We start from the raw sequence: 26,041 nt of genomic DNA, 5'->3' as shown, positions 1-26,041 counted from the left end.
TCCGCCAGCGTGGCGGGAACTGGATTTGTGTACTCATTTCCCTCTCAATTGCAGAAGCTGCGCGCAGACGGAGATGGCGATCACATCGGGCTCCTTGCCCATGACGCCCGGCACTCCGATCGGCGCGGTGAGGCGTTTCAGCGCCTCGGACGAAATTCCGTCCGCCGCGAGTCGCGAGCGGAAGCGGGCGATCTTCGTCGATGAACCGATCAGTCCCACAAAGGCCGCGCGCGCGCGCGCCAGCGCGGTGAGCGTGAGATGATAGTCCAGCGGATGGTCGTGGGTGAGGATCAGGATCGCGGCATCCGCCGGGGCTTCCTCCACGCATGCCGCGATCTCTTCCTCAGGCACGACGGTGACGCCGTCGATGCCGCCCTGCTCAGGCCGGGTATCGAACCACGCAAGATGCAGCGGCAGGCCAGTCATATGCCGCGCGATGGCTTGCCCGACATGGCCGGCACCGAACAAGTAGACAGGGCGCGGACGCTCACCCACCGGCTCTACCATACGCGCGCCTGCCTCGGGCCTGGGCCCTCGTGCGGACTGGCGTGTGGCGGTTTCACGGTCGAAGATGGTGCGCAGCGGCCCGGCTTTCTCCAGCCTAGTCGCCAGCATCCGGCCCGGCTCGGCATCATGCAACCAGCCGAGCGCGGCGGGATCAAGGTGTTCCACCAGCAGCCGCACCCGCCCCCCGCAGCACTGGCCCAGCAGCGGCCCTAGCGGATAGTCCTGCACCCGCCACGACCCCGGTGCATGGTCCAGCACCGCGCGCGCCTGATCGACGGCCCGGTATTCCAGCTGGCCGCCGCCGATGGTGCCTTCCTGGCCCTGCGCCGTCACCAGCATCCGCGTGCCGGCGCCGCGCGGGGCCGAACCCTCGCTCGCGAGAATGGAGACCATCGCGGTCGGCACATCCTTGTCCAGCCGCCGCAGCCAGCCGATCCATTGTGTCATGGGTCGGCCCTGTGTCCGGCGATGGCCTTGAGGATGCGTTCCGGCGTTGCGGGGGCATCCAGCGGCGGGATCGCGCGCTTGTCAGGCGCAGTCGCCGCCACCGCGCGGCTCAGCGCACAGAAGACCGAATTCGCCAGCATGAACGGCGGCTCCCCCACCGCCTTGGAGCGGTTGATAGTCGGCTCCACGTTCTCACCGTCCCACAAGGTTACGGTGAAGTGTTTCGGGCGGTCCGATGCGGTCGGGATCTTATAAGTCGCCGGGCTGTGGGTGAGCAGACGGCCTCTGGCGTCGTAAACCAGTTCCTCGGTGGTCAGCCAACCCTGCCCCTGGATGAAACCGCCTTCGATCTGGCCCATGTCGACCACCGGGTTCAGCGACCGGCCGACATCGTGGAGGATGTCCACCGCCAGCACCTTGTGCTCGCCGGTCAGGGTGTCGATCACCACTTCGCTGACGGAGGCGCCATAGGCGAAGTAGTAGAACGGCCGCCCCTTGAAGACCGAGCGGTCGTAGTCGATGCCCGGCGTGGCGTAGTAGCCGGTCGAGGATAGCGATATGCGCCCTATGTGCGCCTTGCGCGCGACTTGCCCGAAGGTCAGCGTCTCGGCCCCGACCAGCACACCGCCGGGGGTGAAATGCACGTCGCCCCCACTGCAAGCGTAAGTACGGGCGAGAAATTCGGTCAGCCGCTCACGGATCGCTGCGGCTGCGTTGTAAGCCGCCATGCCGTTGAGGTCGGCGCCGGAACTCGCCGCCGTCGCCGATGTGTTGGGCACCTTGTCGGTGCGCGTTGCGGTGATCCGCACGGCGCTCAGCGGCACGGCGAAGACGTCAGCCACGATCTGAGCGACCTTCACATAAAGGCCCTGCCCCATTTCGGTGCCGCCGTGGTTCACCTGGATCGAGCCGTCGGCATAGACATGCACCAGCGCACCTGCCTGGTTGAGATGGGTGGTGGTGAAACTGATGCCGAACTTAACCGGGGTGAGCGCAATGCCCTTTTTTAGAATCGGATTGGCGGCATTGAAGGCCGCCACGGCGCGGACCCGCTCGTCGTAGCGGGCGGTTTCGCGAAGGCGCGCGATGATCTGCGGGGCGACGTTGTCGGCCACCACCATCTCGTAAGGCGTGGTGTCGCGCCCCGGTCCGTAGAGGTTGGCCACGCGCACTTCCAGCGGATCGACGCCCAGATGGGCGGCCACGTCTTCGATCACGCGCTCGATCGCCAGCATTCCCTGGGGTCCGCCAAAGCCCCGGAACGCGGTGGCCGAGACGGTGTTGGTCTTGAGCCTTTCGGACACGACCTCGACATTGGGCAGGAAGTAGCAATTGTCGGAATGGAACATCGCGCGGTCGTTGATCGCGGGCGATAGGTCCACCGTCGCGCCGCAGCGTGAGGCGAGGTGCAGCAAAAGCCCCAGCAGATGCCCTTCGTCATCGAAACCGACTTCGTAGGCGACCTCGAATTCGTGGCGCTTGCCGGTCATGACCATGTCATCGTCGCGGTCGCAGCGGAACTTGGCGGGCCGTCCCGTGCGGTGGGCAACCAGTGCCGCGGCTCCGGCGAAAAGCGCGGCCTGCGTCTCCTTGCCGCCGAATGCGCCGCCCATGCGCCGCACCTCCACCGTCACATCGGCGGACGAAAGGTGCAGCATGTGCGCGATTAGATGCTGCACTTCGCTGGGATGCTGGGTGGAGCTGAGGACGTGGATCTGCCCGTCCTCGCCCGGCGTGGCGACGGCGACGTGCCCTTCGAGGTAGAAGTGATCCTGCCCGCCCATCTCGAAGCGCCCGGCAAGGCGGCGCGGCGCGGTGTTCATCGCAGCGCCGGCATCGCCGCGCACCATGCGCTGGGCCGGTTCGATCAGCGCCTGCGCGGCCTGCGCATCGGCGATCGTGATGGCGGCGGGAAGCACCTCGTATTCGATCTTGCCGAGGCGTGCCGCAAATCGCGCCGCCCGCTGACTGGTCGCGGCGACAAGGAACACCGACTGTCCCTGACAGATCACCTCGCCGTCCGCCAGCAGGCGGTCATCACCGGCCACGGGGCTGACGTCGTTGGCGCCGGGAATGTCAGCGGCGGTGAATACCGCGACCACGCCGGGAGCCGCGCGCACGGCGTCGAGGTCCATCGAGAGGATGCGGGCACGCGCCTCGCTAGACTGGCCGAAAGCGAGGTGGAGCATGTCCGCCGGCTCGCCCAGATCATCGGCATAGCGCGCCTCACCGCTGACGTGCAGGCGGGCGCTGTCGTGCGGCTGCGACGGCTTTTGAAGCACTTTCCATGCGGGGTCGCGTTCAGCCATCGAGGGCCTCCACTTCCAGCACCGAAATAGCCATTCCCTGATGCCGCAGCCACAGGCGGCGCAGCAGGTTCGCGGCAGTTTCCACACGGTAAGTCGATGAACCGCGCACGTCGCTCAAAGGTTCGAAGTCAGTCTTGAGCGCAGCGATGGCGGCAGTGACAGTGGCATCGTCGAAGGGTTTGCCGGTGAGAGCCGCCTCGCACGCGGCCGCGCGCTTGGGGGTTGCCGCCATCCCGCCGAAGGCGACGCGGGCCGAGGTGATCGCGCCATCGGTCACGCTTAGCATGAAGGCGCCGCAAACCGCCGAGATATCACTGTCGAAGCGGCGCGAGAGCTTGGCGATATGGATCACCGCATCGGCGCCGGGGCGCGGGATATGCACGGATTCCACGAACTCTCCCGCACGGCGGTCTTGCTTGCCGTAAGCTAGGAAGTAGTCCTCCAGCGGCATCGTGCGACGACCGTCCACGCTGCGCAGCGTCAGCCGTGCTCCCAGCGCGATCAAAGCGGGCGGACCGTCACCGATCGGCGAACCATTGGCGATGTTGCCGCCCACGGTTCCGGCATTGCGGACCTGAAGGCCGCCGATACGGCGTACCAGTTCGCCAAGGTCCGGGTGGAGGCGTGCCATGGCTGCGTGGGCATCGCCGTAGCGCACGCCCGCGCCGAGGATCAGCGCCTCGTCAGTTTCCTCGATCTGCGCAAGGTCGGCCATGTCGCCGAGGAAGATCACAGTGCCCAGTTCGCGCAGCCCCTTGGTCACCCACAAGCCGACATCGGTTGCGCCAGCGATCAGACGGGCATCCGGATGCTCGGCCAGCAGCGCGGCCAGTTCATCGGATGAGCGCGGGACGAACCAGCGGCGTCCCTGCCATTCTCCCGAGGTCCCCTCGCCCGTCAGCGCCATGAGGCTCTTGGCCAGATCGGCATCGCTGCGATCCTGCGGCAGCGCATTCTCGCCCGCTTCGAGGATCGGGCCGTAGCCGGTGCAGCGGCAGAGGTTGCCCGCGATCACGTCCGCCACCGGCAGCTCGCAGCCCTTCGCGCCGATGCTGCGGCCATGCAGCGACATCACGAAACCCGGAGTGCAGAACCCGCACTGCGAGCTTCCGTTCGCCGCCATCGTTTGCTGCAACGGGCAGATCGCGCCGTCTTCGGCCTTGAGGCTTTCAACCGTCATCAGCGCCTTGCCGTTCACCATGGGCAGGAACTGGATGCACGAATTGACCGCGCGCCAGTCCACCGTATCGCCGGCCGGGCCAAGAGAGCCTACCAGCACGGTGCAGGCACCGCAGTCACCTTCCGCGCAGCCTTCCTTGGTGCCGGTGCGGCGCATCTTGTACCGCAGATGATCAAGCAGCGTCGCAGTAGGGTCAACCTCGGGCAGGTCCACCACTTCGCCATCGAGAAGGAAACGTACTGCCCCCATCAGCTGCCCCGGTAGGTCGAATAGCCGAAGGGCGAGACCAGCAACGGTACATGATAATGCCCGGCGGGGTCGGCAATGCCGAAGTCTATCGCCACGCGGTCAAGGAACGGCGGCTCGGGCAGATGCACGCCGCGCCGCCGGAAATAGGCAGCGACCGAGAACTTCAGGCGATAGGTGCCGGTAGGAAGCTCCGGCACGCCCGGACAGCGGCCGTCATCATTGGTCGTCCCTTCGAACAGCACGGTGCCGCTTTCAGTTTCGAGGACCAGCGCAATGCCTGCGGCAGGGCTGCCATGGGCGGTATCGAGGACGTGGGTGGACAAGGTGCTCATACCGCTGTCTCCTTCGGCCATTGTTCCAGAAACTCATGCTCGTCGTAATCGAGGAAATCGGCCACCAGTTCATCGCGGTCATCGAGGAAAAGCTGGTCGGCCACGCCCTTGACGAGGCGCGGCAGCGCATTGTGCAGGCCCGATAGCGCCGAGGCGGAAAGGCCAAGGCTAACCAGCGCGGAATAGTTGAAGGCGAACAGACCGTACAGGGCCGCGCCGTCCACGCCATCGCGAGGCAGGAATTCGAACGCCGCGCCAAGATAGGGATGCGCGTCGATCAGGGCGTTGCGCTTGCCGTCAGGCGTCACCCGGTCGCCCCACCGGACGATGAGATCGGCGACATGGGACAGTTCGGGGCGCAGGCCGGGATCGCTCAGCAGACCGGTGGAGACGACGACGAAGTCGTAATCGTGGAAGCCATGCGGACTGGTCACGCGCACGCCGCCCTCATGCTCGGCCACATCCAGCCACGGGGCGCCCAGATGCAGCGCGAAGCCCGGCCATGCGGCGGCGCGGGCGAACGTGTCGTTCGTGGGCGGCTGGTTGTGGCCAAGGAAGCAGTCCATCGCCGCATACTTTGTGGCATCGTCCAGCGCCGGGTAGCGGGCGGTGAAGCCGACGCGTTCCATGAAGCGGATCGGGTTTATGCGCGGCAGTTCCTTGCGGCGCATGAATACTTCCGCCGCCCCCACGCCCTGGGTCAGCGCGTAATTGGCGTTGTCGAATGCCGAGGCCCCGCCGCCAAGGATGCCGATGCGCTTGCCATGCAGCCGTGCGAAGTCGATCGGTTCGCTGGTATGCGCCCACAGCGACTTGGGCAGATTATCGCGCACCATCGCCGGGGTGTGCCATTCGCCGCCGCCCTGGATGCCTGTCGCCAGCACGACCTTGCGGGCCAGCCGCGCCGCGCCGCCATCGAAATGCAGGCGATGCAGGTTCTTGTCCGGTAGCGGTTCGATGCGAGTCAGCTTCGCGCCGTTCTCGACCGGAAGGTGCAGCACGCGGCGATACCAGCGCAGATATGCCATCCAGTCGCCGCGCGCGATCTTGTCTACCGCCTCCCAGCCCGCAGCGCCGTGCTGCGCTTCCCACCAGGCCCGGTAGGTCAGCGAAGGCACGCCGAAGTCGATGGGATTGAGGTGCTTGGGCGTGCGCAGTGTGACCATCCGCGCATAGGTGTCCCACGGACCTTCGTAGCCGGGCACGTTCTCGTCGAAGACCATGACGCTGGTCACGCCTTCGCGGCGAAGGCCCAGCGCGGCGGAAAGACCGCACTGGCCGCCGCCGATCACTGCGACATCAAGGACATCCTCGCCGTCCAGTGCGCGCGGGCGCACCCATTCAGGGCGATAGAAACCGATGAGATCAAGATCGCGGGCAAGCTGCGCCTCGAGAGTGGGGAGGCCAATACTTTCGTTCATTTCGCATCTTCCAGCCGCAAGCGCACTATCTCGCCGATCTGTCCGAGCGCAGTCTCGATTTCCGCCTCGCGCGCGTTCCCGAGGCGGCGTTCCATGGCGCTGAGAATACCCGCCTTGTCGGTCAGGCGCACGCAGATGATGAAGGGAAAGCCGAACTTGTCGCGGTAAGCTCCGTTCAGGACATGGAACTGGTCGAATTCCTGCGGCGTCAGCCGGTCCAGCCCGGCGCTGGCCTGTTCGGCACTGCTTGCATCGGTCAGGGTCTTGTCGATCGCAGCCTTGCCAGCGAGTTCGGGGTGAGCGCGGATCAGTGCGAGCTGCTCCTCTGCGCTGGCCGCATACATCACGGTCATCAGGTCTGCATGACGGTCCCCGCTTGAGGGCCGCGCATCGGCGCGTTCCTCAACCCAGGGGCTGTGCTCGAACAGGGCGGTCATGAGGTTGTCCCCTCAAGGCTGACATGGGCGGAGACGACCTTCCAGCCGCTCGCGAACTTCACCCAGGATTGCGTCTGACGGCCACGCCGGTCAGAACCTTCGCGGAAGAATTCGGCATCGGCGGTGGCGAAGCTGTCGCCGTAAACGGTGATCGCCAGGCGCCCGATCCTACGCTGGGGAGAGCCGCCGCGCCCTTTGCGAAATTCGCGGATTTCCTCGATGCCATAGAGCACTTCGCCCACGCCGTAGCGGTTGGTGGTGGGTGCATTGTGGAACAGTGCGTCCATCGCGGCCACGTCATCCGCCATCAGCGCCAGTTCGTAGGAATGGAAAGCGTGGGTCACTTCGGCGAGCAGTACCGGATCATTAATCTGCATAAGGGTGCACTTCCTGCCAGTGACGGGCAATGTCGATGCGGCGCGCCGTCCACGCATCGCCGCTGGCGATCACATGGTCGAGGAAACGCGCCAGCCAGCGGGCACGTCCGGGCTTTCCGGCAATCCGGGCGTGCAGGCCGATGGACATCATCCGCCCGCCCTCCTCGCGCAATTGATCGAACGTATCGCGCATGTGGCGAAAGAACTGCTCGCCCTCGGTGAAGCCGTTGAGCGCGACCATCTTCATGTCGTTCACGTCGAGCGTGTAGGGCACGATCAACTGCGGTTTCCCAAATCGCGTGTCCCAATAAGGCAAGTCGTCGGCGTAGCTGTCGGCGTCATAGGCGAAACCGCCCTCCTCGGCCACCAGCCGCGCGGTGTTGGGCGAGGTCCGGCCCTGATACCAGCCGAGCGGGCGCTGGCCGGTGAGCTTTTTGTGCAGGGTGATGGCTTCGGCGATATGAGCGCGTTCCACATGCTCGGCCACGTACTGATAGTCGATCCAGCGCAGGCCGTGGCTGGCGATTTCCCAATCGGCGGCCAGCATCTCTGCGACGGCTTCAGGGTTCATCTCCATGGCCTTTGCCACGCCGAAGACGGTCACGGGAAGGCCGCGCTCGGTGAACAGGCGGTGGAGGCGCCAGAAGCCGGCGCGGCTGCCGTATTCGTAGAGGCTCTCCATTGCCATCGCCCGGTCCGGGTGGCTGCCCGCGCCGACCATCTCGGACAGGAAAGCCTCCGAACCCTTGTCGCCATTGAGGACGGAGTTTTCCGCGCCTTCCTCATAGTTGATGACGAACTGCACGGCCACGCGTGCACCGCCCGGCCACTGCGCGTCAGGCGGGTTCTGGCCATAGCCAATAAGGTCGCGGGTCACGCTCATGCGTCCCAGGCCTGCATCGCCGCCGGAACCGCCTCGCCCAGGGGAAGCGCGAAGCCTTCCATGCGCAGGCACGATTCCAGCGCCGCCAGCGTCAGCAGCACTTTGTGCTTCATCGCGTTGTAACCCATCGCGCCAAGCCGCCAGACCTTGCCCTGAAGCGGGCCGAAAGCGGTGCCGATCTCGATCTCGAACAGTTCGCGCATGGCCATCCGCACCGCCTCGCCATCGACGCCGTCGGGGGTGTAGACGCCGGTCACATTGGTCATGCGGTAACGGTCGTCGCCAAACACGGTGAGGCCCATCGCCCGCAGGCCCGCCGTCATCGCGCGGCCCGCCGAGGCATGGCGGGCATACCGGGCCTCAAGCCCCTCGCCCAGCACGATGCGGGCGCATTCGCGCGCGGCGTAGAGCATCGAGGTCGCCTCGGTGTGGTGGTTGAGGCGCTTGTCCGACCAGTAATCCATGATCATGGCGAGGTCGAAATAGTTGGAGCGGATGCGCGGCCCCTGCCCGTCGATGGTATCGGCGCCCCGGATGCCTTGCTCGACGTGACGGCGCTTGCCGATATGCTCGGCCGCCCGGTCCGAAATGGTGATCGGCGCCGAGCCGGAAGGCCCGCCGAGGCACTTTTGCAAGCCGCCCGTCACCACGTCCACGTCCCAGCGGTCTGCGGCCAGTTCCATGCCGCCGATGGTCGCGGTCGCATCGACGTAGGAAAGCGCGCCCGCCGCCCGGCACAATGCGCCGAAGCCTTCCAGCGGCTGTGCCATGGTGGTCGAGGTATCGCCGTGAATGGTGGCGACGACCTTGGGGTGGGCGCGGGCGATGGCCGCCTCGATCCGTTCCAGCGGGACCACCTCGCCCCACGGCGCCTCGACCGTCTCGATCACCGCGCCGATGCGCTGGAGAATTTCGGTCAGGAGCAGGCCGAAGCGGCCGAAGTTCACCACCAGCACAACGTCGCCGGGCGAAACGAGGCTGACCAGCGCCGCCTCGATCCCGGCGCGGGCAGTGCCGTCGACCAGCATCGTCCACTTGTTCTGAGTGCCGAAGATCGGGCGGTAAAGCGCCATGACCTGGTTCATGAACCCGGTCATCTCGGGATCGAACTGACCCAGCAGGTCCGCGCTCATCGCGCGCAGCACGCGCGGGTGGGCGTTGATCGGGCCAGGGCCCATCAGCAGGCGCTGCGGCGGGTCGATCTCGCCAAACAGCATCTGGCCGAGTGCGAGGGGGTCCAGTTCAGGCGGCAAATGAATCTCCAAGGCGATCTATGAAACCGAGCATGACCTGAAGCGCGATTTCGACATCGGCAGGCTCGACATGTTCGGCAGGGTTGTGGCTCACGCCGCCGGTGCAACGGATGAACAGCATGGCGGTAGGGCACAGCGAAGCCATGACCATTGCATCATGCCCGGCGCCCGAGACGAGCCGGCGCACCGGCTGCCCGGCAGCGACGAGCGCCTCGTCCATCAGGTCCATCAGCGCGGGTGCACAGGGGCTGGCGGCAAGATCGTGGACCAGCACCGTGCCAAGGTCCAGCGCGCGCGCTTCGGCAATCTCGCGCAGGCGGGCAAGGATCGCCTCAGCCATGCCGTTGCGCCGGGTTTCCGAGCCTGAGCGCACGTCGATGGTGAAGCGGACTTCCCCCGGAATGACATTGGCCGCGCCGGGCAGCGCCTCGATCGTGCCGACCGTGGCCACGACATCTGAATTGTCCCCCCGCGCAAGCTGCTCGACGGCGAGGATCATGGCGGCGGCCCCGGCCAGAGGATCGCGGCGCAGGCGCATCGCGGTCGTGCCGGCGTGGCCCGCCATACCCTTGACGGTGACGGCGTAACGCAGCTGCGCGGCGATGCCGGTGACGGTGCCGACTGCGAGGCCGTCCGCCTCCAGCACCGGCCCTTGCTCGATATGTGCTTCGAGGTAGGCCAGCGTGGCGGCAGGTTCGCGGCGGGCGTCGAGATACTCCGCCGAACCGGGCAGCGCCTGCGCGAGGGTTATGCCCTCGGCGTCGGCTACGTCCAGCGCGGCAGCGTCCAGCGTTCCGGCAACCGCGCGCGTGGTCAGCATTGCGGCGGGAAAGCGCGAACCTTCCTCATCCCCGAAAGCATAGACCTCGATCGGGAACGGCATTCTTCTGCCCTGCTCATGCAGCGCAGCGACCGCCTCGATCCCCAGCATCACGCCAAGCGGACCGTCATAGAAACCGGCATCGCGGACCGAATCGAGATGACTGCCGATCACGAGCGCCGGCGCATCGGCAAGGCGGCCGTCATAGCGGCCGATGAGGTTGGCGGCGGCATCCCGGCGCACGGTCATACCGGCTGCTTCCATCCACGCGGCCAATGCCACCTGAGAGGCGGCGTAGGCGGGCGTCAGATAGCCACGAAACAGCCCGCCTTCCATGTCGGAATAAGGCGCGGCGCCAAGCGCATCGCAGCGTGAAACGGCGCGTGCGCCGCCGGGGGGGAGGTTTGCTGCGATCATGGCCGGGCGCCTGCGTGCGGGGGCATCGACAAGCTCAGCCTGAGCGGGGTTGGTGGGGCGGTGTTCCGCTTGAACAAAGTCGAGAAAGGTGTCCTCCCAACCCGGATCAGGCTGAGCCTGTTGAAGGCACGACCGCACAGCACCGCCATCAGCCTGAATGTCACCATCCCAGCACGCCCCCGTCGCTGCGCGGATCGGTAGCGCCTTCGAATCCGCCGCCCGCAAGGCGCACCAAGGCGCCCGCATGGCCCATCGTCGCCGTCAGCGGACCCACGCGCTCGACGTCGTGGCCAGCCTCGGCAAGGGCCGCATAAAGCCCCTCGTCGAAGCCGTCCTCCAGCTTGAGCGTGGTCGATTGTTCCCCCCAGGTGCGGCCCAGCAGCCAGCGCGGGGCGCTGATGGCCTCCTGCAGGTCCACCCCGAAGCGGGCGTAGCGGCTGAACAGGGCGGCCTGCGTCTGCGGCTGCCCCTCTCCGCCCATGGTGCCATAGGCCATGATGCGGCCATCCTCGAACACGGCCAGCGCCGGATTGAGCGTGTGGAAAGGCTTGCGGCCCGGCTTCAGCGCATTCCAACCACCTTCCGAAAGGCGGAACGAACTGCCCCGGTTCTGCCAGGTGATACCGGTCTGCGGCAGGACCAGCCCGGAGCCGAACTCGAAGTAGGTGGACTGGATGCAGGACACCACCCTGCCCTCGCTGTCCGCCGCGCCGAACCAGCAGGTATCACCCCACTGCGGAGGCTGCGGCCAGGGAAGCGCTTTTGCCGGATCGATGCGAGAAGCCAGCTCGTCCAGCGCGGCCAAGTCGGACAGCAAGGCCTGAAAATCGAAGTCGGTATAGGCCGGATCACCGACATGGACGTCGCGCAGCAGGAACGCCTGCTTGGTCGCCTCGATCAGGCCGTGGACATGATCGAAACTGTCCGGCGCATCGGCTTTGAGACGGTCGAACAGCGCCAGGATCATCAGCGCGGCAAAGCCCTGCGTCGGCGGGGTTGCATTGTAGAGCGCCGCGCCGGTGATGGCGGTATGCAGCGGATCAGGGCGGCTGGCGGCATGGGCATTGAGGTCCGCCAGCGACACCGGACTGCCCAGCGCGGCAAGGTCATGCGCGATCAGCTGCGCCAGTTCGCCGCGGTAATAATCGTCAAGGCCGTTCGCCGCCAGCTTGCGAAAGGTTTGCGCCAGCAGCGGCTGGAGCAGCACGTCGCCTTCGGTAAGCGGCTTGCCCTCAGGCTCGAACACCTGCGCATAGGCGCCAGGCTGGCCGCGCAGTTCGCCGCCCTTGGCCGCCGCTATGCCCGCACCGCCCGCCGTCACCGACACGCCCAGTTCGGCATGATGGATCGCATCGCGCAGCAGACGGTCCAGCGGCAAAGTGCAGCCGTCCCCCGCAAGCGCAGCTGCCCAGCCCGAGATGGTGCCCGCAACCGTATTCGCCGCCAAGGGCCCCCGCGTCGGCACTGCGGCAAGCCCCGCGTAGAGCGAAAGGTCCGCCTTGGCGGCCGACCCGCCGCAGCCATGGACCGAATGGACGCGCCTGTCCGGCTCGCGGATCAGCCAGAATCCGTCGCCGCCGATCCCGGTCATATGCGGATAGACGACAGCCAGCGTCGCCGCCACCGCTACGCAGGCTTCGACGGCATTGCCGCCATCGGCCAGCACATCGCGCCCGGCCTGCGCCGCAAGGTAGTGCGGCGCGGTGACGATACCGTGTTCGGCGGTTACGGTTTTCATTCCGGCGGCCTTAATCGGGAAGCGCGGCGACGAATGCGCGCACCACATGGGCGGAATTCACAGCGGCAAGATGCTCGTAGGTGTCTTCCATGTTCTTGTGCCTGTCACCGCCGGCAAGGTCGGAAAGCGAGCGGAACACAATCGTCGGCACCTGGTTGGCATAGGCGACCTGCGCCACCGCGCCGCTCTCCATGTCGAGCACGCGGGCGTGCCAGGCCTTGAAGAGGTATTCGCGGAATTCGGCGTTGTCCGCATAGACGCCCGCGCTGACGCCGGTGCCGCCGACGACGACCTTGGGCGCCTTCTTCAGGCACAGTTCGGTGTCGGGAAGCTGCGTGGGCGATGGCGGCACGCAGCGTTCCATGTCCACAGTGGGCGCGACCTTGCGGGCAAGGTCCAGCAGGCCTGCGTCCATCGGGAACTTGAAGATGCGCTGCGGCGGCGCGGCGGCATTGGCGACGGTCACTCCGCGCGGGAAGATGAAGTTCCAGTTGCCCGGCGCCTCGGGAGCCACCGCCTCGGGCGATTTCCAACCCTTCTTGCCCGCCTTTCGCGCAAAGTTGACTTCCAGGTACTGGCCCCAGTCCTCCAGCACGATCACGTCGCCGATGGAAAGGCCGGGGTCGACCCCGCCGGCGATGCCGGAAAAGACGATGCGCTTGACGGTGAACCTGTCGATCACAAGCTGCGTGTTCATCGCCGCGTTCACCATCGACACGCCGCTCTGCATCAGCAGGATCGGCTTACCCTCCAGCGTCCCGGTCAGGTAAGTCATGCCGTTGATCCGGTATTCCTTAGGCGCCGTCACGGCATGCACCAGCGCGTTCCATTCGGGCTGATAAGCGGTCATCACCAAGGTGCGCGGCGTGATGTCCAGCCTTTCGTCGGCCAGCGCCGGAGCGGCAGCCAGGGTGCAGGCTGCGGCCAGGGTGCAAGAAGCGGTCAGGGCGTATTTCAGCATCAGGCGGCTCCCATCCAGACGAAGCGGGCGACGAACAGCAAAGCCAGAACCAGCAGGAAACCGTCGCTCTTGCGGATCGTGCCGCGCACGATCTTGAGGATGGCATGGGCGGTGATGCCGAAGGCCAGGCCATTGGCGATCGAGAACGTCAGCGGGATCATCGCCACGGTCAGGAACGCCGGGATCGCCGAAAGCGGGTCCTCCCATTCCACTTCGGTCAGCGGCAGCAGCATCAGTCCGCCGACGATGATGAGCGCGGGCGCGGTCGCCGCCAGCGGGATCACCTGCGCATAAGGCGCGACGAACATCGTCGCCAGAAACAGCAGCCCGGTGACGATAGCGGTAAGGCCGGTGCGCCCGCCCGCCTGCACGCCCGCCGCGCTCTCCACATAGGAGGTCACGGTGCTAGTGCCCGCCATCGAACCGACGATGGTGGCGGCGGCATCGGTGATGAGGATGCGGTTGAGGCGCGGGATGCGGCCCTGGGCGTCCATCAACCCGGCCCGCTTGGTCACTGCGACGAGGGTTCCGATATTGTCGAACAGGTCGACGAAAAGGAACACGAAGAGGATTTCAAGAAGGCCCAGCCCCTGCTTACCGGAAAGGCCGAACACGCCGCCCAGATCCAGCTGGAAGGCCGTTCCCGTCAGCGCGGCTAGCGAATAGGGTTCCGGGCTGACGGTGACCATGCCCGCCAGCCAGCCGACCAGCGTCGTGGCGACGATGCCGACCAGCATCGCCCCGCGCACGTTCCACACGCTCAGCGCGCCGATCACGACGAGGCCGAACAGCGCCAGAGCCGCGCCGGGACTTTTCAGGTCCCCCAGCGCCACGAACGTCGCCGGATTGGCGACCACGATGCCCGCGCCTTTGAGGCCGATAAAGCCGATGAACAGGCCGATACCACCCGCCACCGCTGCGAAGAGGTACTGCGGAATGGCCGAGACGATGAGTTGGCGCACGCCGGTCAGGGTCAGCACCAGGAAGGCGATGCCCGAAAGAAACACGCAGCCCAGCGCCACCGGCCAGGGCACGCCCATCTGCTGGACGACGGTGAAGCTGAAGTAGGCATTCAGGCCCATGCCCGGCGCCAGCGCCAGCGGCACATTGGCGACGAAGCCCATCAGGATCGAGGCGAAGGCCGCCGCGAAACAGGTCGCCGCCGCCACTGAAGCGACCGGCATCCCGGCGCTGCCCAGGATCGCCGGGTTGACCAGCACGATGTAGGCCATGGTCAGGAAGGTGGTCATCCCCGCCAGTACCTCGGTACGCGCATTGGTGCCGCGCGCAGTGAGCGAAAAATAGCGGTCCAGCTTGCCCGAAGGCGCGGCCTTGGGGGTATCCATCATGGTCTGTGTCTGCGTCACGCTATGCCCCCAACACCGCGCTGAGCGGTGAAAATGCCTGAAACCTGCCGCCCCCGCAGCTTCGATATTTGTTCACGTTCGCCTTGTCCGGGCCGAAGCGCGATTGCCGTCTTTCCTTCGTCATCCCCGCGAACACGCGGACCCTGCTGATGCCTGCGCGGGAATGACGACGCCTTGTATGTCCATCGGCGGGGCGCTGAAACCTGTAACGCCCCGCTCCTCCAGTCCGGCGGCGAAGGCAAAAAGGTCCACCTCGCGCCCCGGCCCGCCGATCAGCTGGAGGCCGATGGGCAACTTGCCCGGACGGTAGAGCGGAACCGCCAGCGACGGCAATCCGGTGAAGCTGATCGGCTGGGTATGAATGCCAAGATCCGCGCGCGCCGGGCTGAGCGCGCCGTCGATCAGGATGCGCGGGTCTTCCACCAGCGGCGCGGTGGTGGGCGTCGCGGGAGCCAGCAGCACGTCATAATCCGCAACCAGTGCTTCGATCCGGGCTCGGTAGGCGGTGCGGAAGGCCTGGGCCTCTGCATAGAGAGCATCGGGCAGCAATGCGCCCGCAAGAAGCCGGTCGCGCACCTGCGGGTCGAAGGCCATGGCGTCTTCGGCCAGCGCCTCGCGGTGGAGCGCTCCGCCCTCGTAAGCGGTGATGAGGAACGCGGCCGAGCGCGCACGGGCGATTTCAGGGAGTTCGATCAGCGGAGCATCGGGCGCGATGGCATCGATGACGGCAAGCTGATCGGGGTCGGCGTTGTCCCGGAAGCGGCCGCCGAGGCGGGCGACCCGCATCGCGCGGTCCGGCGTTCCGGCACTTCGGCCGGTCAGCACGTTCCAGACCAGCGCCATGTCCTCCACCGAACGGGCGAAGGGGCCGACATCGTCGAAACTCTTGGCAAACGGGAATACGCCGCCCAGCGGCAGGTCGCCGTTGGTGGGCTTGAGGCCGTAGATGCCGGTCAGGCTGGCGGGCACGCGCACCGAACCGTTGGTATCGGACCCGAGCGAGAAAGGCAGTAGCCCCGCGGCGACCACCGCCGCCGATCCGCCTGAGGAACCACCGGCAAGGCGGGCGGGATCGTGGGGATTGCGGGTGGTGCCGTAAGCGGCATTGATAGTCGCGAAGCCGTAGGCAAATTCGTCCATGTTCAGCGTCGCCACCACGATCGCGCCAGCGGCCTTGAGGCGCACGACGGCCTCGGCATCGGCGGCGGCAGGCGCGGCGTCTGCGTAGAGCGTGGACCCGGCAGTGGTGGGCAGTCCGGCCAGGTCGAACAGATCCTTCACGCCGTAAGGCACCCCCGCGAGCGGTCCAAGATCTCCCCCGGCGGCGACCATCGCGTCTACCGCATCCGCCTCGGCGCGGGCGCGGTCGTGAAGAATGCGGGTCACGGCGATCAGCGTGCGGTCCGCCTCCACCAGCGCGGCAAGGGCCTGCTCGACGATAACGCGGGCACTTAACCGCCCTTCGCGCACGGCAGCGGCGATTTCTCGGATGGGCATCATGCCGCCTGGCCCCTCATCGTGCGGGCATGGCGCGCCAACAACGCAAGATTTGCAGCTACGCCTGCCTCGCACTCAGGCAGGATCGGCAGGCCGCGCGCGGCGGCGGCAGCGGCAATATCCGCAGCGCTCAGGGCGACTGCGGCACGTGTGGGCGCAGCGGGGGTTTCGGCCATGGTCTCACGATCGGTAGGCGCGGCAGGAAAAAGCGGTGTAACGCTTCTTTCCTGCCTGCTCACCCCCTATCGATCAAACGCAATGATCGGAACGGATCGTTGCAAAAATTAGAGCACCTCTTGCGCACAAAAGAATGGACAAGGCGTCAGATCATCGTTTCGGGGCGCACCACCCGGTCGAAGGTCGCCTCGTCCACAAGGCCCAACTCCAGCGCCGCCTCCTTGAGGGTCTGCCCCTTGGCATGGGCGTGCTTGGCGATCTTGGCGGCGTTGTCATAGCCGATCTCGGGCGCGAGCGCCGTCACCAGCATCAGCGAACGGTCGAGCAGTTCGGCGATACGCGGGCGGTTGGGTTCGATACCCTCGACGCAGCGCTGCGCGAAGCTGACCATGCCAACCGAGAGCAGGTCGATGGAACGCATCACCGCCGCCCCGATCAACGGCTTGAACACGTTCAGCTCAAACGCGCCCTGCAGGCCGCCGATAGTGGCCGCCTGATGGTTGCCGATGACCTGCGCGGACACCATCGTCAGCATCTCGCACTGGGTCGGGTTGACCTTGCCCGGCATGATCGAACTACCGGGCTCGTTCGCCGGCAGATCAAGTTCGCCAAGGCCTGAGCGCGGGCCGGACCCCAGCCAGCGGATGTCGTTGGCGATCTTGGTCAGCGCAACCGCCAGCGTCGCCAGGGTGGAGGAAAGGTGCACCAGCGGATCGTTGGAGGCCAGCGCCTCGAACTTGTTCTCCGCCGGGCGAAACGCAAGGCCGGTGAGCAGCGACATTTCAGCAGCAAAATCCTCGTCGAAACCTGGCGAGGAATTGAGGCCCGTGCCTACCGCCGTGCCGCCCTGCGCCAGCGCGGTCATGCCGTGAGAGACGGCAGGCTCGATACGCTTGCGGCTGCGGTAAACCTGATGCGCGTAACCGGAAAATTCCTGACCCAGCGTTACCGGGGTTGCATCCTGCAGGTGGGTGCGGCCGATCTTGACGATGTCCGCCCAGGCCTTCGCCTTGGCATCGAGCACCCCGAACAGCGTATCGAGCGCGGGGTACAAGGTGTCCGTGACAGCCCGCGCCGCGGCGACGTGCAGCGCGGTGGGGAAGCTGTCGTTGGAGGACTGTCCCATATTTACGTGATCGTTGGGATGGACAGGCGACTTGCCGCCGCGCGTCCCCGCCAGCATCTCGTTGGCGCGGCCGGCGATCACCTCGTTGAGGTTCATGTTGGTCTGCGTGCCGCTGCCCGTCTGCCAGATCACCAGCGGAAACTGGTCGTCAAGCTTGCCTGTCACCACTTCGGCCGCAGCCGCCTCGATCGCATCGGCCAGCTTTGCGTCCAGCCCATGCTTGCGATTCACCCGAGCCGCCGCCTGCTTCACCAGCGCCATGGCGTGGACGATCGCAATGGGCATCCGCTCGGAGGGGCCGAAAGGGAAATTCTCGATGCTGCGCTGCGTCTGCGCGCCCCAGTACGCCGATGCGGGGACGTCAATTTCACCGATGCTGTCGGACTCGCGGCGGGTATCCATGGCTCTGGCCTCCTGAAGGGTCTGACCTTCTAGATAGCTGTAGGCTCGGACATTTCCATGGCTAATGCGACTTAATCGCATGAATGTCGGAATGATCCGGCAAGCGGTTCTTTCCGCGCGCTACAGTCCCAGTGGCCTCAATTCGCGGATGAGATCGACCAGCAGCCGCAAGCCGCGAGGCACCTGTCTGCGACTCGAATAGTAGATGAAATACCCCGGCCCCGGCGAGGCCCAATCCGCCAGCACCACGCGCAGGCGCCCCAACGCTACGAGGTCGGCTATGCCCTCCTCCGCAATGTAGATCAGGCCCAGCCCGCGCAGGGCCATCGCGCGGCTGGCGCCGCCGTTGTTGACGGTCACGCCGCCAGGCACATCGAGTTCGAAGGCCTCGTCGCCGCGTTCGAACTCCCACTTGTACATGCGGGCATTGCCCAGGCGGATGCGAATGCATTGATGGTGCATCAGGTCCTCGGGGTGCTGCGGCTCGTCCCTGCTTTCGAAGTAGGCGGGCGAGCCGGCGATGACCCAGTTGAAATCGGCCGAGAGGCGCTGGGCAATCATGTCCTCAGGCACGGTGCCGCCGAAACGGATACCGGCATCGAAGCCCTCCTGCGTCACGTCGATCATCGCGTTGTCGACGCAGATGTCGAGTTCGACGTCGGGATAGCGCGCGACGAATTCGGGCAGGATCGGCGCCAGAAGCTGAGTCGCCGCATCGTCCGGCACGTTGATACGCACGCGGCCGGTCGGCGCATTGCGGTGGAAGTTGAGCCGGTCCTCGGCGTCGTGGATCGCGGCGAAGGGATCGCGGATCGACTGCTCCAGATCCTCACCCGCCGCCGTCAGCGTGACCGAGCGGTTGGTGCGGTTCACCAGCCGCACCTTCAGCCGCTCTTCCAACCCGCGCAGCGAATGGCTGAGCGCCGAAGCGCTTACCCCCAGTTCGGTGGCTGCCTTGCGAAAATTGCGGTGCCGGGCAATGGCGAGGAAGTAACTGAGGTCGGCAAGGTCGGCGCGCCTGAACGGCATCTGCGGATTGTCCCGGTACTATGAAAAGGGCCGCCGGATGGCGGCCCTTGGCTCTTTAGCGCGTCAGATACGATCAGGCCACTTCGCCGAGCCGGTCGAGGTATTTGTCGAGCGTGATCGGATAATCGCGCACCCGCACGCCGGTGGCATTGTAGACCGCGTTCGCGACCGCCGCACCGACACCGCAAAGGCCCAGTTCGCCCACGCCCTTAGCCTTCATCGGCGAGACCTTGTCGTCCGCCTCGTCGATGAAGATCACTTCCTGGTGCGGGATATCGGCGTGGACAGGCACTTCGTAGCCCGCCAGGTCATGGTTGACGAAGAAGCCGAAACGCTTGTCTACCGCCAGTTCCTCCATCAGCGCGCCGCCTACACCCATGGTCATCGCGCCGATCACCTGGCTGCGCGCCGCCGTGGGATTGAGGATGCGGCCCGCCGCGCAGACCGCCAGCATCCGGCGCACCCGTGCCTCGCCGGTGTAGCGATCGACCGCCGCTTCGACGAAGTGCGCGCCGAAGGTGGACTGCTGGAACTTCTTGTCAAGATCGCCGAACTCGATCGAATCCTCGGCGACGATTTCACCCGACTTTGCGGCCCGGGCGATGTCCGCCGAGCGGTTGCCGACATGGACCTGCCCGCCTTCGAACACAGCCTCGCCGGGACCGAAGCCCAGTTTCTCAACGATAGCTTCGCGCAGTTTGACACAGGCGGCATAAAGCCCGGCGGTGGAACTGTTCGCGCCCCACTGTCCGCCCGATCCTGCCGAAACCGGGAACGAACTGTCGCCCAGCTTCACCACCACCTTGGCCAGCGGCACGCCCAGCATCTCTGCCGCGGTCTGCGCCATGATGGTGTAAGTACCGGTGCCGATATCGGTCATGTCGGTCTCGACGGTGACGGTGCCCTGCCCGTCCAGCCGCACCCGCGCGCCCGACTTCATGTTGAGGTTGTTGCGGAATGCCGCCGCCACGCCCATGCCTACCAGCCAGCGCCCGTCGCGCACCTGGCCTGGCCCCTTGCGGCGGCTCCAGCCGAAACGCGTCGCACCGTCCTGAAGGCAGCGCACGAGGTTGCGCTGGGAGAACGCACGATCAGGCTTTTCGGGATCGACCTGCGTATCGTTGAGCACGCGGAAGGCGACCGGGTCCATGCCCAGCTTCTCGGCCATTTCGTCCATGGCGATTTCCAGCGCCATCAGGCCAGGTGCCTCGCCCGGCGCGCGCATGGCGTTGCCTTCGGGCAGGTCAAGTACGGCAAGGCGCATTGCCGTCATGCGGTTGGCGCCGGCGTAGAGCAACTTGGTCTGCTGGACCGCCACTTCAAGGCCGCCGCCTTCCAGATCGCCCGACCAGCTTTCATGGCCGATCGCGGCGATCTTGCCATCCCTGCCGCAGCCAAGGCGAATGCGCTGGATCGTGGAGGGTCGATGGGTTGCATTGTTGGCCATGAGCGGGCGCTGCAACGCCACCTTGACGGGGCGCTTCGCCGCCCGTGCGCCAAGCGAGGCCATCAAAGCGTCCGAGCGCAGGAACAGCTTCCCCCCGAAACCGCCGCCGATATAGGGCGAGATCAGGCGCACGTTTTCCACCGGCATCTGCAGCGTGGCGGCCAGATCCTTCAGGCTCCAGTTCACCATCTGGTTCGATGTCCAGACAGTCAGCTTCTCCCCCTCCCATGCGGCGATGGTGGCCATCGGCTCCATCATCGCGTGGCTCTGGTCCGGGGTAGTATAGTTCTGGTCGAGCTGCACCGGGGAGGATGCGAAAGCGCCCTGGAAATCGCCCACCGCAGTCGGCGCATCATTGCCGCCCTGCTCCTTGGCGCCGTCCTTGGCAGCGAGGAGGTCGAAGGCCCCATCGGTGCGCGCATAATCGACGTCGATCATGGCGGCGGCGGAGCGCGCCTGCTCGAATGTCTCGGCGACGACTACGGCCACCGCCTGGTGATAATGCTGGACGTCCGGCCCCGCGAGCAGCTTCGCGGTGTTCATCTGCCCTTTGCCCAGCTTGCCGGCGTTACGATAGGTGACCACCGCCAACACGCCCGGCGCACGCTGCGCGCGGGCAGTGTCGATGGAGCGGATCGTGCCCTTGGCCACCGCCGCTCCCAGCACATAACCGTAGGCGGGTTTCCCTGGAACGTCGTGGTGCTCATAAGCGTAAGGCGCGGCGCCGCTGACTTTGAGCGGGCCGTCGATGCGCGGCGTGGGCTTGCCGACCACGGTCATGCGGTCGATCGGGTTGGTCCCTGCGGGTGTATCGAACTTCATGCGTCCGGTTCCTTAGCCCTTGGCCTCAGCGATGACGGAAGCGATGGTACGCTTCGCCAGCATGATCTTGAAGGCGTTGTCTTCCCGCGGGGTCGCCTCGGCAAAGAGGCGGTCGGAGACGGCCTGCGCGCCCTTTGGCAGCAGCGCGTCGGCTTCTTGGACCCGCCACGGTTTCGGCGCGACACCGCCCAGCGCGACGGCGCCCTTCCCGTCCCGGCCGATCACCGCCGCCACCGATACCAGCGCGAAGGCATAGGACGCACGGTCGCGCACCTTGCGGTAGATGTGGGTGCCGCCGGTCGGTTTTGGCAAGGCGACCGAGATGATCAGTTCGCCCTGCTCCAGCGCGGTCTCTGTCTGCGGGGTCTGGCCGGGCAGCTTGTGAAACTCGGCGATGGGGATGGCGCGGGTGGTGCCGTCGGGCCGCATCGTCTCGACGCTGGCATCCAGCACGCGCATCGCCACCGCCATGTCGCTGGGATGCGTGGCGATGCAGGCCTCGCTGGTGCCGATGACGCCAAGCTGGCGGGAAAAGCCGCCGATCGCCCCGCAGCCCGAACCGGGCTTGCGCTTGTTACAAGGCATGTTGACGTCATAGAAATAAGGGCAGCGCGTGCGTTGCAGCAGGTTGCCCGCCGTCGTCGCCTTGTTGCGCAGCTGACCGGAGGCACCCGCGACCAATGCCCGGGTGAGCACACCGTAATCCTTGCGGACACGCTTGTCGGCGGCAAGATCGGTGTTTCGCACCAGCGCGCCTATGCGCAGGCCGCCCTCCGGCGTCTCCACGATCTGGTCCATGCCCAGACCGTTGACGTCGATCAGATGGCCCGGAGTTTCAATCTCCAGTTTCATCAGGTCGAGCAGATTGGTGCCGCCGGCGATGAAACGGGCGCCGGGCATGGCTGCGGCCTTGGCGGCGGCGTCCTGCGCGCTGGTGGCGCGCTCGTAAGTAAAGGGCCTCATGCTTTCACCCCTGCGACCTGGGCCATGGCTTCGGCGATGTTCGAATAGGCACCGCAGCGACAGATATTGCCGCTCATCCGTTCGCGCATTTCAAGCGTGGTCATGCCGGGCGCCGCGCCGATATCTTCGGTGACGTGGCTAGGGATGCCCGCACGGATTTCCTCCAGCACCGCGACGGCCGAGCAGATCTGGCCCGGCGTGCAGTAGCCGCACTGGAAACCGTCATGCTCGACGAAAGCGGCTTGCATCGGGTGCAGGTCGCCGACGGTGCCGAGGCCCTCGATCGTGGTCACCTCGTCGCCTTCGTGCATCACTGCCAGCGTCAGGCACGAATTGATGCGTCGGCCGTTGACGATGACGGTGCAGGCCCCGCACTGGCCATGATCGCAACCCTTCTTGGTGCCGGTCAGCTTCAGATGCTCGCGCAGGGCATCCAGCAACGTGGTGCGCGTGTCCAGCGTCAGCGAAGTCTGCTTGCCGTTGACCTTCATACGCACGGCGGCGGTAGGCGGCGCGTTAGGCTCCGCCTGCGCCATGGCGACGCTGCCGGTCCCAAGGGATCCTGCGATGGCGGCACCGGCCGCGCTTGTCTTGAGAACGTCGCGCCTGGAAATGGCTCCGCATCCTTGCGTCATGGTGATGTTCCTTTATCGAGACACGCGGTCGCGGCGCGCCGCTACCGACTGCGCCCTGCTTGCCCAGAGCGCGGCCTCCTATGTGCCCTTCAACCCATTGTGCGCCCTTTGGTTGCGGCTTGCCATGGCAGGAGAATTGCACGCCGCGTTGAACAATGCTCATCACCACGCACAGTTCTATGCATCAACGAATATAGTTCATCGATCGAGCGGATTGTCCCGACGCGTATCGGGCAACATCAGCGCGGCCACCAGCGACACCACGCAGAACGCCGAGACGTACCAATAGAACCCGTGCTCGATCCCTGCCTGCTTGAAACCAAAGGCAACATTCTCCGCCGTGCCGCCAAACAGCGCATTGGCAACGCCGTAAGCCAGCCCTACGCCCAGCGCGCGAACATGGACGGGGAAGAGCTCCGCCTTGAACAGCCCACTGACCGAGGTGTAGAAACTGCAGATCGTCAGCCCTGCCGTAATCAACAGGAAGGCGATGACCGGACTTTCAGTGGTAGCCAGCGCGCTGAATAGCGGCACGATGCAAACCGCGCCAAGGCCGGCGAAGATGATGATGTTGGTGCGCCGTCCGATCCGGTCGGAAAGAAGCCCCATCAGCGGCTGTTGCACCATGAACACGATCAATACCGCCGTCATCAGCAGCGTGGCAGTCTCTTTCGACATGCCCACGGTCAGCACCAGGAACTTCTGCATATACGTGGTGAAGGTGTAGAACATAAGGCTGCCGCCCGCCGTCAGCGCCGCCACGATCAGGAACGCGCGGGTGGAATGGCGGAACAATTCCACGATGCTGCCGGCCTGCTCGCCCTCGCGGTCGGCGCTGCTGGCAGTTTCATGCATGTGGTCACGCAGCAGGATAATGCACCCCGCAGCCCCGGCGCCGATCACGAAGGCGATTCGCCAGCCCCACGCCTTCATGCCGTCGTCGCCCAGCAATTGCTGGAGCAGCAGGATCACCAGCGTTGCACAAAGCTGTCCGCCGATCAGCGTTACGTACTGGAACGACGACCAGAAACCGCGCCGCCTGGGTCCGGCGATCTCGCTCAGATAGGTGGCGGCGGTGCCATATTGCCCGCCGGTGGAAAAGCCCTGCAACATTCGGCCAACCAACAACAGCGCGGGCGCGGCGGCGCCGATCTGGGCATAAGTGGGCAGCATGGCGATCAGCAGTGCGCCCGCGCCCATCATCAGAACCGAGACCACCATGGCCGCCTGCCGCCCCTTGCGGTCGGCGTAGCGGCCAAAGAACCATCCGCCGAACGGCCGCATCAAAAAGCCTATCGCGAAGATGCCGCTGGTGGCCATGAGCTGCACCAGCCTGTCGCTTTCGGGGAAGAACTCGGACGAAAAATAAAGTGCGGTGAAGGCATAGACGTAGAAGTCATACCATTCGATCAGATTGCCCGCCGACCCTGCAAAGATGGCGCGCAGGCGCATCGCATCAGTGAGCATGGCCTCGACGGGGACGACATCGATCGTCGGACTTTCAGCCATCATGTTCCCCCGGCTAGCTGTTACCGGGCGTTATGGGGGAGCCATCGGCCAATCACAACTGTTGCGTCAGGGGGGCCTTCTCAAATCGGCAATGCTGTGGTCGCCTTGATCTCGGACAATGCCACCGTCGAGGTGATTTCCTGCACCCCGGGAAGCTGCGACAGCTTCTCGAAGAAGAAGCGCTCGTACGCGCTGATATCTTCGGCCACCACGCGGATCATGAAATCCACCGAACCGAGCAGCACATAACAGTCCAGCACCTCCGGAAATTCGCGAATTTTGGCGGCGAACTCGTCGAGGTTGGCGCGGCCATGAGCGTTGAGCTTCACTTGCACAAAGACGTGGGCATTCAGGCCAACCTTGTGCCGATCGACAATGGCGACGCGGCGCTGGATGAAACCCTCGCGCTCCAGCCGGTCGATCCGTCGCCAGCAGGGCGAGGAGGACAGGCCCACGCGCTCCGCGATCTGCGCCGTGGTCTGACTCGCGTCGCGCTGTAACTCTCGGAGAATTTTTCTCTCGTAGGCATCAAGAACGGTCATTTTAACCCCATAGCATGCCAATGCCGAACAGGTCTTGTTAGATTTTGTCCCAGGGACCCGAAATGAGGTCAGAATTCGCAACGTAAACTTGGCATAACAGGGGTCTTATCCAAGCTCATTCAGGAACCTACGCATGGTTGCCCAGACCCACCGCATGATGCCACCGATGGAATATGTTCGCCTGTTCGACGAGAAGGCTGGCCTCGACGGTGTGATCGCGATCCACTCGACGGCGCGCGGCCCCGCTGCGGGCGGCTGCCGCCTCTGGTCCTACCCCGATTCGGAAGAAGCCATGGCGGATGCCTTCCGCCTTGCCGAGGGTATGAGCTACAAGAACGCCATGGCCCGCCTTCCCTTCGGCGGCGGCAAGGCGGTACTGCGCCGCCCCGCAGGCGAGTTCGACCGCCGCGCCCTGTTCGAAGCCTTCGGCCGCGCGGTCGAAAAGCTGAACGGCCGCTATGTCACTGCCGAGGACGTCGGCACCGGCGTCTCCGACATGGAATGCGTCGCACGACAGACCACCCACGTCGCCGGGCGCACCGCACTGCCGGGCCTTGCAGGCGGCGACCCTTCGCCTTGGACGGCGCTGGGCGTGTTCGAAGCAATGAAAGAGGCCGTGGCCTTCCGCTTCGGCAGTTCGCTCTCGGGCGTGACCGTGTCAGTGCTGGGCGTGGGTAATGTCGGCGCCGGCCTCGCCCGCCTGCTCGCGGCGGAAGGCGCCCGGCTTGTCATCGCCGATATCGATCCCTTGCGCTGCGCCCGCCTTGCCGAGGAAACCGGCGCGCACATCGTCCCGATCGACGCAGTTGCCGACGTCGAGGCGCAGGTCTTCGCGCCTTGTGCGCTGGGCGGCGCCCTGGACGACGCGACCGTGGCTGCCCTGCGCACAGGGGTGGTGTGCGGCGCGGCCAACAATCAGCTTGCCTCACCGCAGGTGGCGCAGGCGCTGATGGCGCGCGGTATCTCCTACGCGCCGGATTACGTGGTCAACGCGGGCGGCATCATAAACGTCGCCGCCGAATATCTGAGCGAAAGCGCCGACCAGGTGCGCGCCCGCGTGCTGGAGATCGGCCCGCGCACCCGCGAAATCCTCGAAGCGGCGGCCAGCGATGCCTTGCCTCCCCCTGTGGTTGCTGACCGCATGGCCGAAGGGCTGATGAAGTGCTCGGAGAAGGAACTGGCCTAATGCTGAAG

General features: G+C 65.8%; 23 protein-coding genes. 1 reads left to right on the top strand and 22 read right to left on the bottom strand.

The annotated features are described in order from the left end of the window. Positions 1 to 33: 33 nt before the first annotated feature. The 22 genes from xdhC to V474_RS22790 form a co-directional block, all read right to left on the bottom strand. A complete protein-coding gene (gene xdhC, locus V474_RS22890) occupies positions 34 to 954 on the bottom strand; it encodes a xanthine dehydrogenase accessory protein XdhC (protein ID WP_059153537.1) in 921 nt (306 codons plus the stop codon). Further along, a complete protein-coding gene (gene xdhB / locus V474_RS22885) occupies positions 951 to 3,263 on the bottom strand; it encodes a xanthine dehydrogenase molybdopterin binding subunit (RefSeq protein WP_059153536.1) in 2,313 nt (770 codons plus the stop codon). Before xdhB ends, xdhC begins: the two co-directional genes overlap by 4 nt. Next, complete coding sequence (xdhA, locus tag V474_RS22880; RefSeq protein ID WP_059153535.1) at positions 3,256 to 4,692, bottom strand: xanthine dehydrogenase small subunit; 1,437 nt, start codon at positions 4,690 to 4,692, stop codon at positions 3,256 to 3,258. The genes xdhB and xdhA overlap by 8 nt, the downstream gene beginning before the upstream one ends. Beyond that, entirely contained in the window at positions 4,692 to 5,024 is a 333-nt protein-coding gene (uraH, locus tag V474_RS22875; RefSeq protein WP_059153534.1) for a hydroxyisourate hydrolase, read from the bottom strand. The genes xdhA and uraH overlap by 1 nt, the downstream gene beginning before the upstream one ends. Then, entirely contained in the window at positions 5,021 to 6,445 is a 1,425-nt protein-coding gene (locus V474_RS22870; protein WP_059153533.1) for an FAD-dependent oxidoreductase, read from the bottom strand. Before V474_RS22870 ends, uraH begins: the two co-directional genes overlap by 4 nt. Beyond that, on the bottom strand, positions 6,442 to 6,882 hold the full coding sequence (uraD, locus tag V474_RS22865) for a 2-oxo-4-hydroxy-4-carboxy-5-ureidoimidazoline decarboxylase (RefSeq protein WP_059153532.1): 441 nt from the start codon (positions 6,880 to 6,882) through the stop codon (positions 6,442 to 6,444). Before uraD ends, V474_RS22870 begins: the two co-directional genes overlap by 4 nt. Next, the gene (gene hpxZ, locus V474_RS22860) at positions 6,879 to 7,259 is read right to left on the bottom strand and encodes an oxalurate catabolism protein HpxZ (RefSeq protein ID WP_059153531.1); all 381 of its coding nucleotides are present in this window, start codon (positions 7,257 to 7,259) and stop codon (positions 6,879 to 6,881) included. The genes uraD and hpxZ overlap by 4 nt, the downstream gene beginning before the upstream one ends. Next, positions 7,249 to 8,142 (bottom strand): allantoinase PuuE, encoded by an 894-nt coding sequence (gene puuE, locus V474_RS22855; protein WP_148649528.1) that lies wholly within the window; start codon positions 8,140 to 8,142, stop codon positions 7,249 to 7,251. Before puuE ends, hpxZ begins: the two co-directional genes overlap by 11 nt. Beyond that, complete coding sequence (locus V474_RS22850; RefSeq protein WP_059153556.1) at positions 8,139 to 9,359, bottom strand: pyridoxal-phosphate-dependent aminotransferase family protein; 1,221 nt, start codon at positions 9,357 to 9,359, stop codon at positions 8,139 to 8,141. Before V474_RS22850 ends, puuE begins: the two co-directional genes overlap by 4 nt. A 25-nt stretch (positions 9,360 to 9,384) precedes the next feature. After that, positions 9,385 to 10,632, bottom strand: a complete 1,248-nt coding sequence (locus V474_RS22845) for an allantoate amidohydrolase (protein ID WP_059153530.1) — start codon at positions 10,630 to 10,632, stop codon at positions 9,385 to 9,387. A 160-nt stretch (positions 10,633 to 10,792) separates the two neighbouring features. Further along, complete coding sequence (locus V474_RS22840) at positions 10,793 to 12,370, bottom strand: gamma-glutamyltransferase family protein (RefSeq protein WP_059153554.1); 1,578 nt, start codon at positions 12,368 to 12,370, stop codon at positions 10,793 to 10,795. Positions 12,371 to 12,380: 10 nt separating this feature from the next. Further along, a complete protein-coding gene (locus V474_RS22835; RefSeq protein ID WP_059153529.1) occupies positions 12,381 to 13,331 on the bottom strand; it encodes a 5'-methylthioadenosine/S-adenosylhomocysteine nucleosidase in 951 nt (316 codons plus the stop codon). Beyond that, the gene (locus V474_RS22830; RefSeq protein WP_407938360.1) at positions 13,331 to 14,677 is read right to left on the bottom strand and encodes an NCS2 family permease; all 1,347 of its coding nucleotides are present in this window, start codon (positions 14,675 to 14,677) and stop codon (positions 13,331 to 13,333) included. Before V474_RS22830 ends, V474_RS22835 begins: the two co-directional genes overlap by 1 nt. A gap of 141 nt (positions 14,678 to 14,818) precedes the next feature. Beyond that, positions 14,819 to 16,198, bottom strand: a complete 1,380-nt coding sequence (locus V474_RS22825; RefSeq protein WP_059153527.1) for an AtzE family amidohydrolase — start codon at positions 16,196 to 16,198, stop codon at positions 14,819 to 14,821. Next, complete coding sequence (locus tag V474_RS25880) at positions 16,195 to 16,371, bottom strand: AtzG-like protein (RefSeq protein WP_148649527.1); 177 nt, start codon at positions 16,369 to 16,371, stop codon at positions 16,195 to 16,197. Before V474_RS25880 ends, V474_RS22825 begins: the two co-directional genes overlap by 4 nt. A gap of 146 nt (positions 16,372 to 16,517) precedes the next feature. After that, positions 16,518 to 17,900 carry a class II fumarate hydratase gene (fumC, locus tag V474_RS22820; RefSeq protein WP_059153526.1) on the bottom strand — a complete coding sequence of 461 codons (1,383 nt, stop codon included), beginning with the start codon at positions 17,898 to 17,900 and terminating at the stop codon, positions 16,518 to 16,520. A gap of 120 nt (positions 17,901 to 18,020) precedes the next feature. Further along, the gene (locus tag V474_RS22815; RefSeq protein WP_059153525.1) at positions 18,021 to 18,929 is read right to left on the bottom strand and encodes a LysR family transcriptional regulator; all 909 of its coding nucleotides are present in this window, start codon (positions 18,927 to 18,929) and stop codon (positions 18,021 to 18,023) included. Positions 18,930 to 19,002: 73 nt separating this feature from the next. Then, on the bottom strand, positions 19,003 to 21,198 hold the full coding sequence (gene paoC / locus V474_RS22810) for an aldehyde oxidoreductase molybdenum-binding subunit PaoC (protein WP_059153524.1): 2,196 nt from the start codon (positions 21,196 to 21,198) through the stop codon (positions 19,003 to 19,005). A 12-nt stretch (positions 21,199 to 21,210) separates the two neighbouring features. Then, positions 21,211 to 22,161: an FAD binding domain-containing protein gene (locus tag V474_RS22805; protein ID WP_059153523.1), complete on the bottom strand. Its 951-nt coding sequence runs from the start codon at positions 22,159 to 22,161 to the stop codon at positions 21,211 to 21,213. Next, positions 22,158 to 22,796, bottom strand: coding sequence for an aldehyde dehydrogenase iron-sulfur subunit PaoA (paoA, locus tag V474_RS22800; protein WP_059153522.1), 639 nt, complete (start codon positions 22,794 to 22,796; stop codon positions 22,158 to 22,160). Before paoA ends, V474_RS22805 begins: the two co-directional genes overlap by 4 nt. Before the next feature lie 198 nt (positions 22,797 to 22,994). After that, positions 22,995 to 24,308 carry an MFS transporter gene (locus tag V474_RS22795; protein WP_082699985.1) on the bottom strand — a complete coding sequence of 438 codons (1,314 nt, stop codon included), beginning with the start codon at positions 24,306 to 24,308 and terminating at the stop codon, positions 22,995 to 22,997. A 77-nt stretch (positions 24,309 to 24,385) separates the two neighbouring features. After that, positions 24,386 to 24,847 (bottom strand): Lrp/AsnC family transcriptional regulator, encoded by a 462-nt coding sequence (locus tag V474_RS22790; RefSeq protein ID WP_059153520.1) that lies wholly within the window; start codon positions 24,845 to 24,847, stop codon positions 24,386 to 24,388. 133 nt (positions 24,848 to 24,980) lie between these two features. Between V474_RS22790 and V474_RS22785 the strand changes: the two genes are divergently transcribed. Further along, positions 24,981 to 26,033, top strand: coding sequence for a Leu/Phe/Val dehydrogenase (locus V474_RS22785; RefSeq protein ID WP_059153519.1), 1,053 nt, complete (start codon positions 24,981 to 24,983; stop codon positions 26,031 to 26,033). Positions 26,034 to 26,041 lie beyond the last annotated feature (8 nt).

The sequence above is a fragment of the Novosphingobium barchaimii LL02 genome (assembly GCF_001046635.1).
GTDB classification, from domain to species: domain Bacteria; phylum Pseudomonadota; class Alphaproteobacteria; order Sphingomonadales; family Sphingomonadaceae; genus Novosphingobium; species Novosphingobium barchaimii.
Note: the sequence above shows the minus strand (reverse complement) of the source record. Positions and strands in the feature narration are given on the sequence as shown.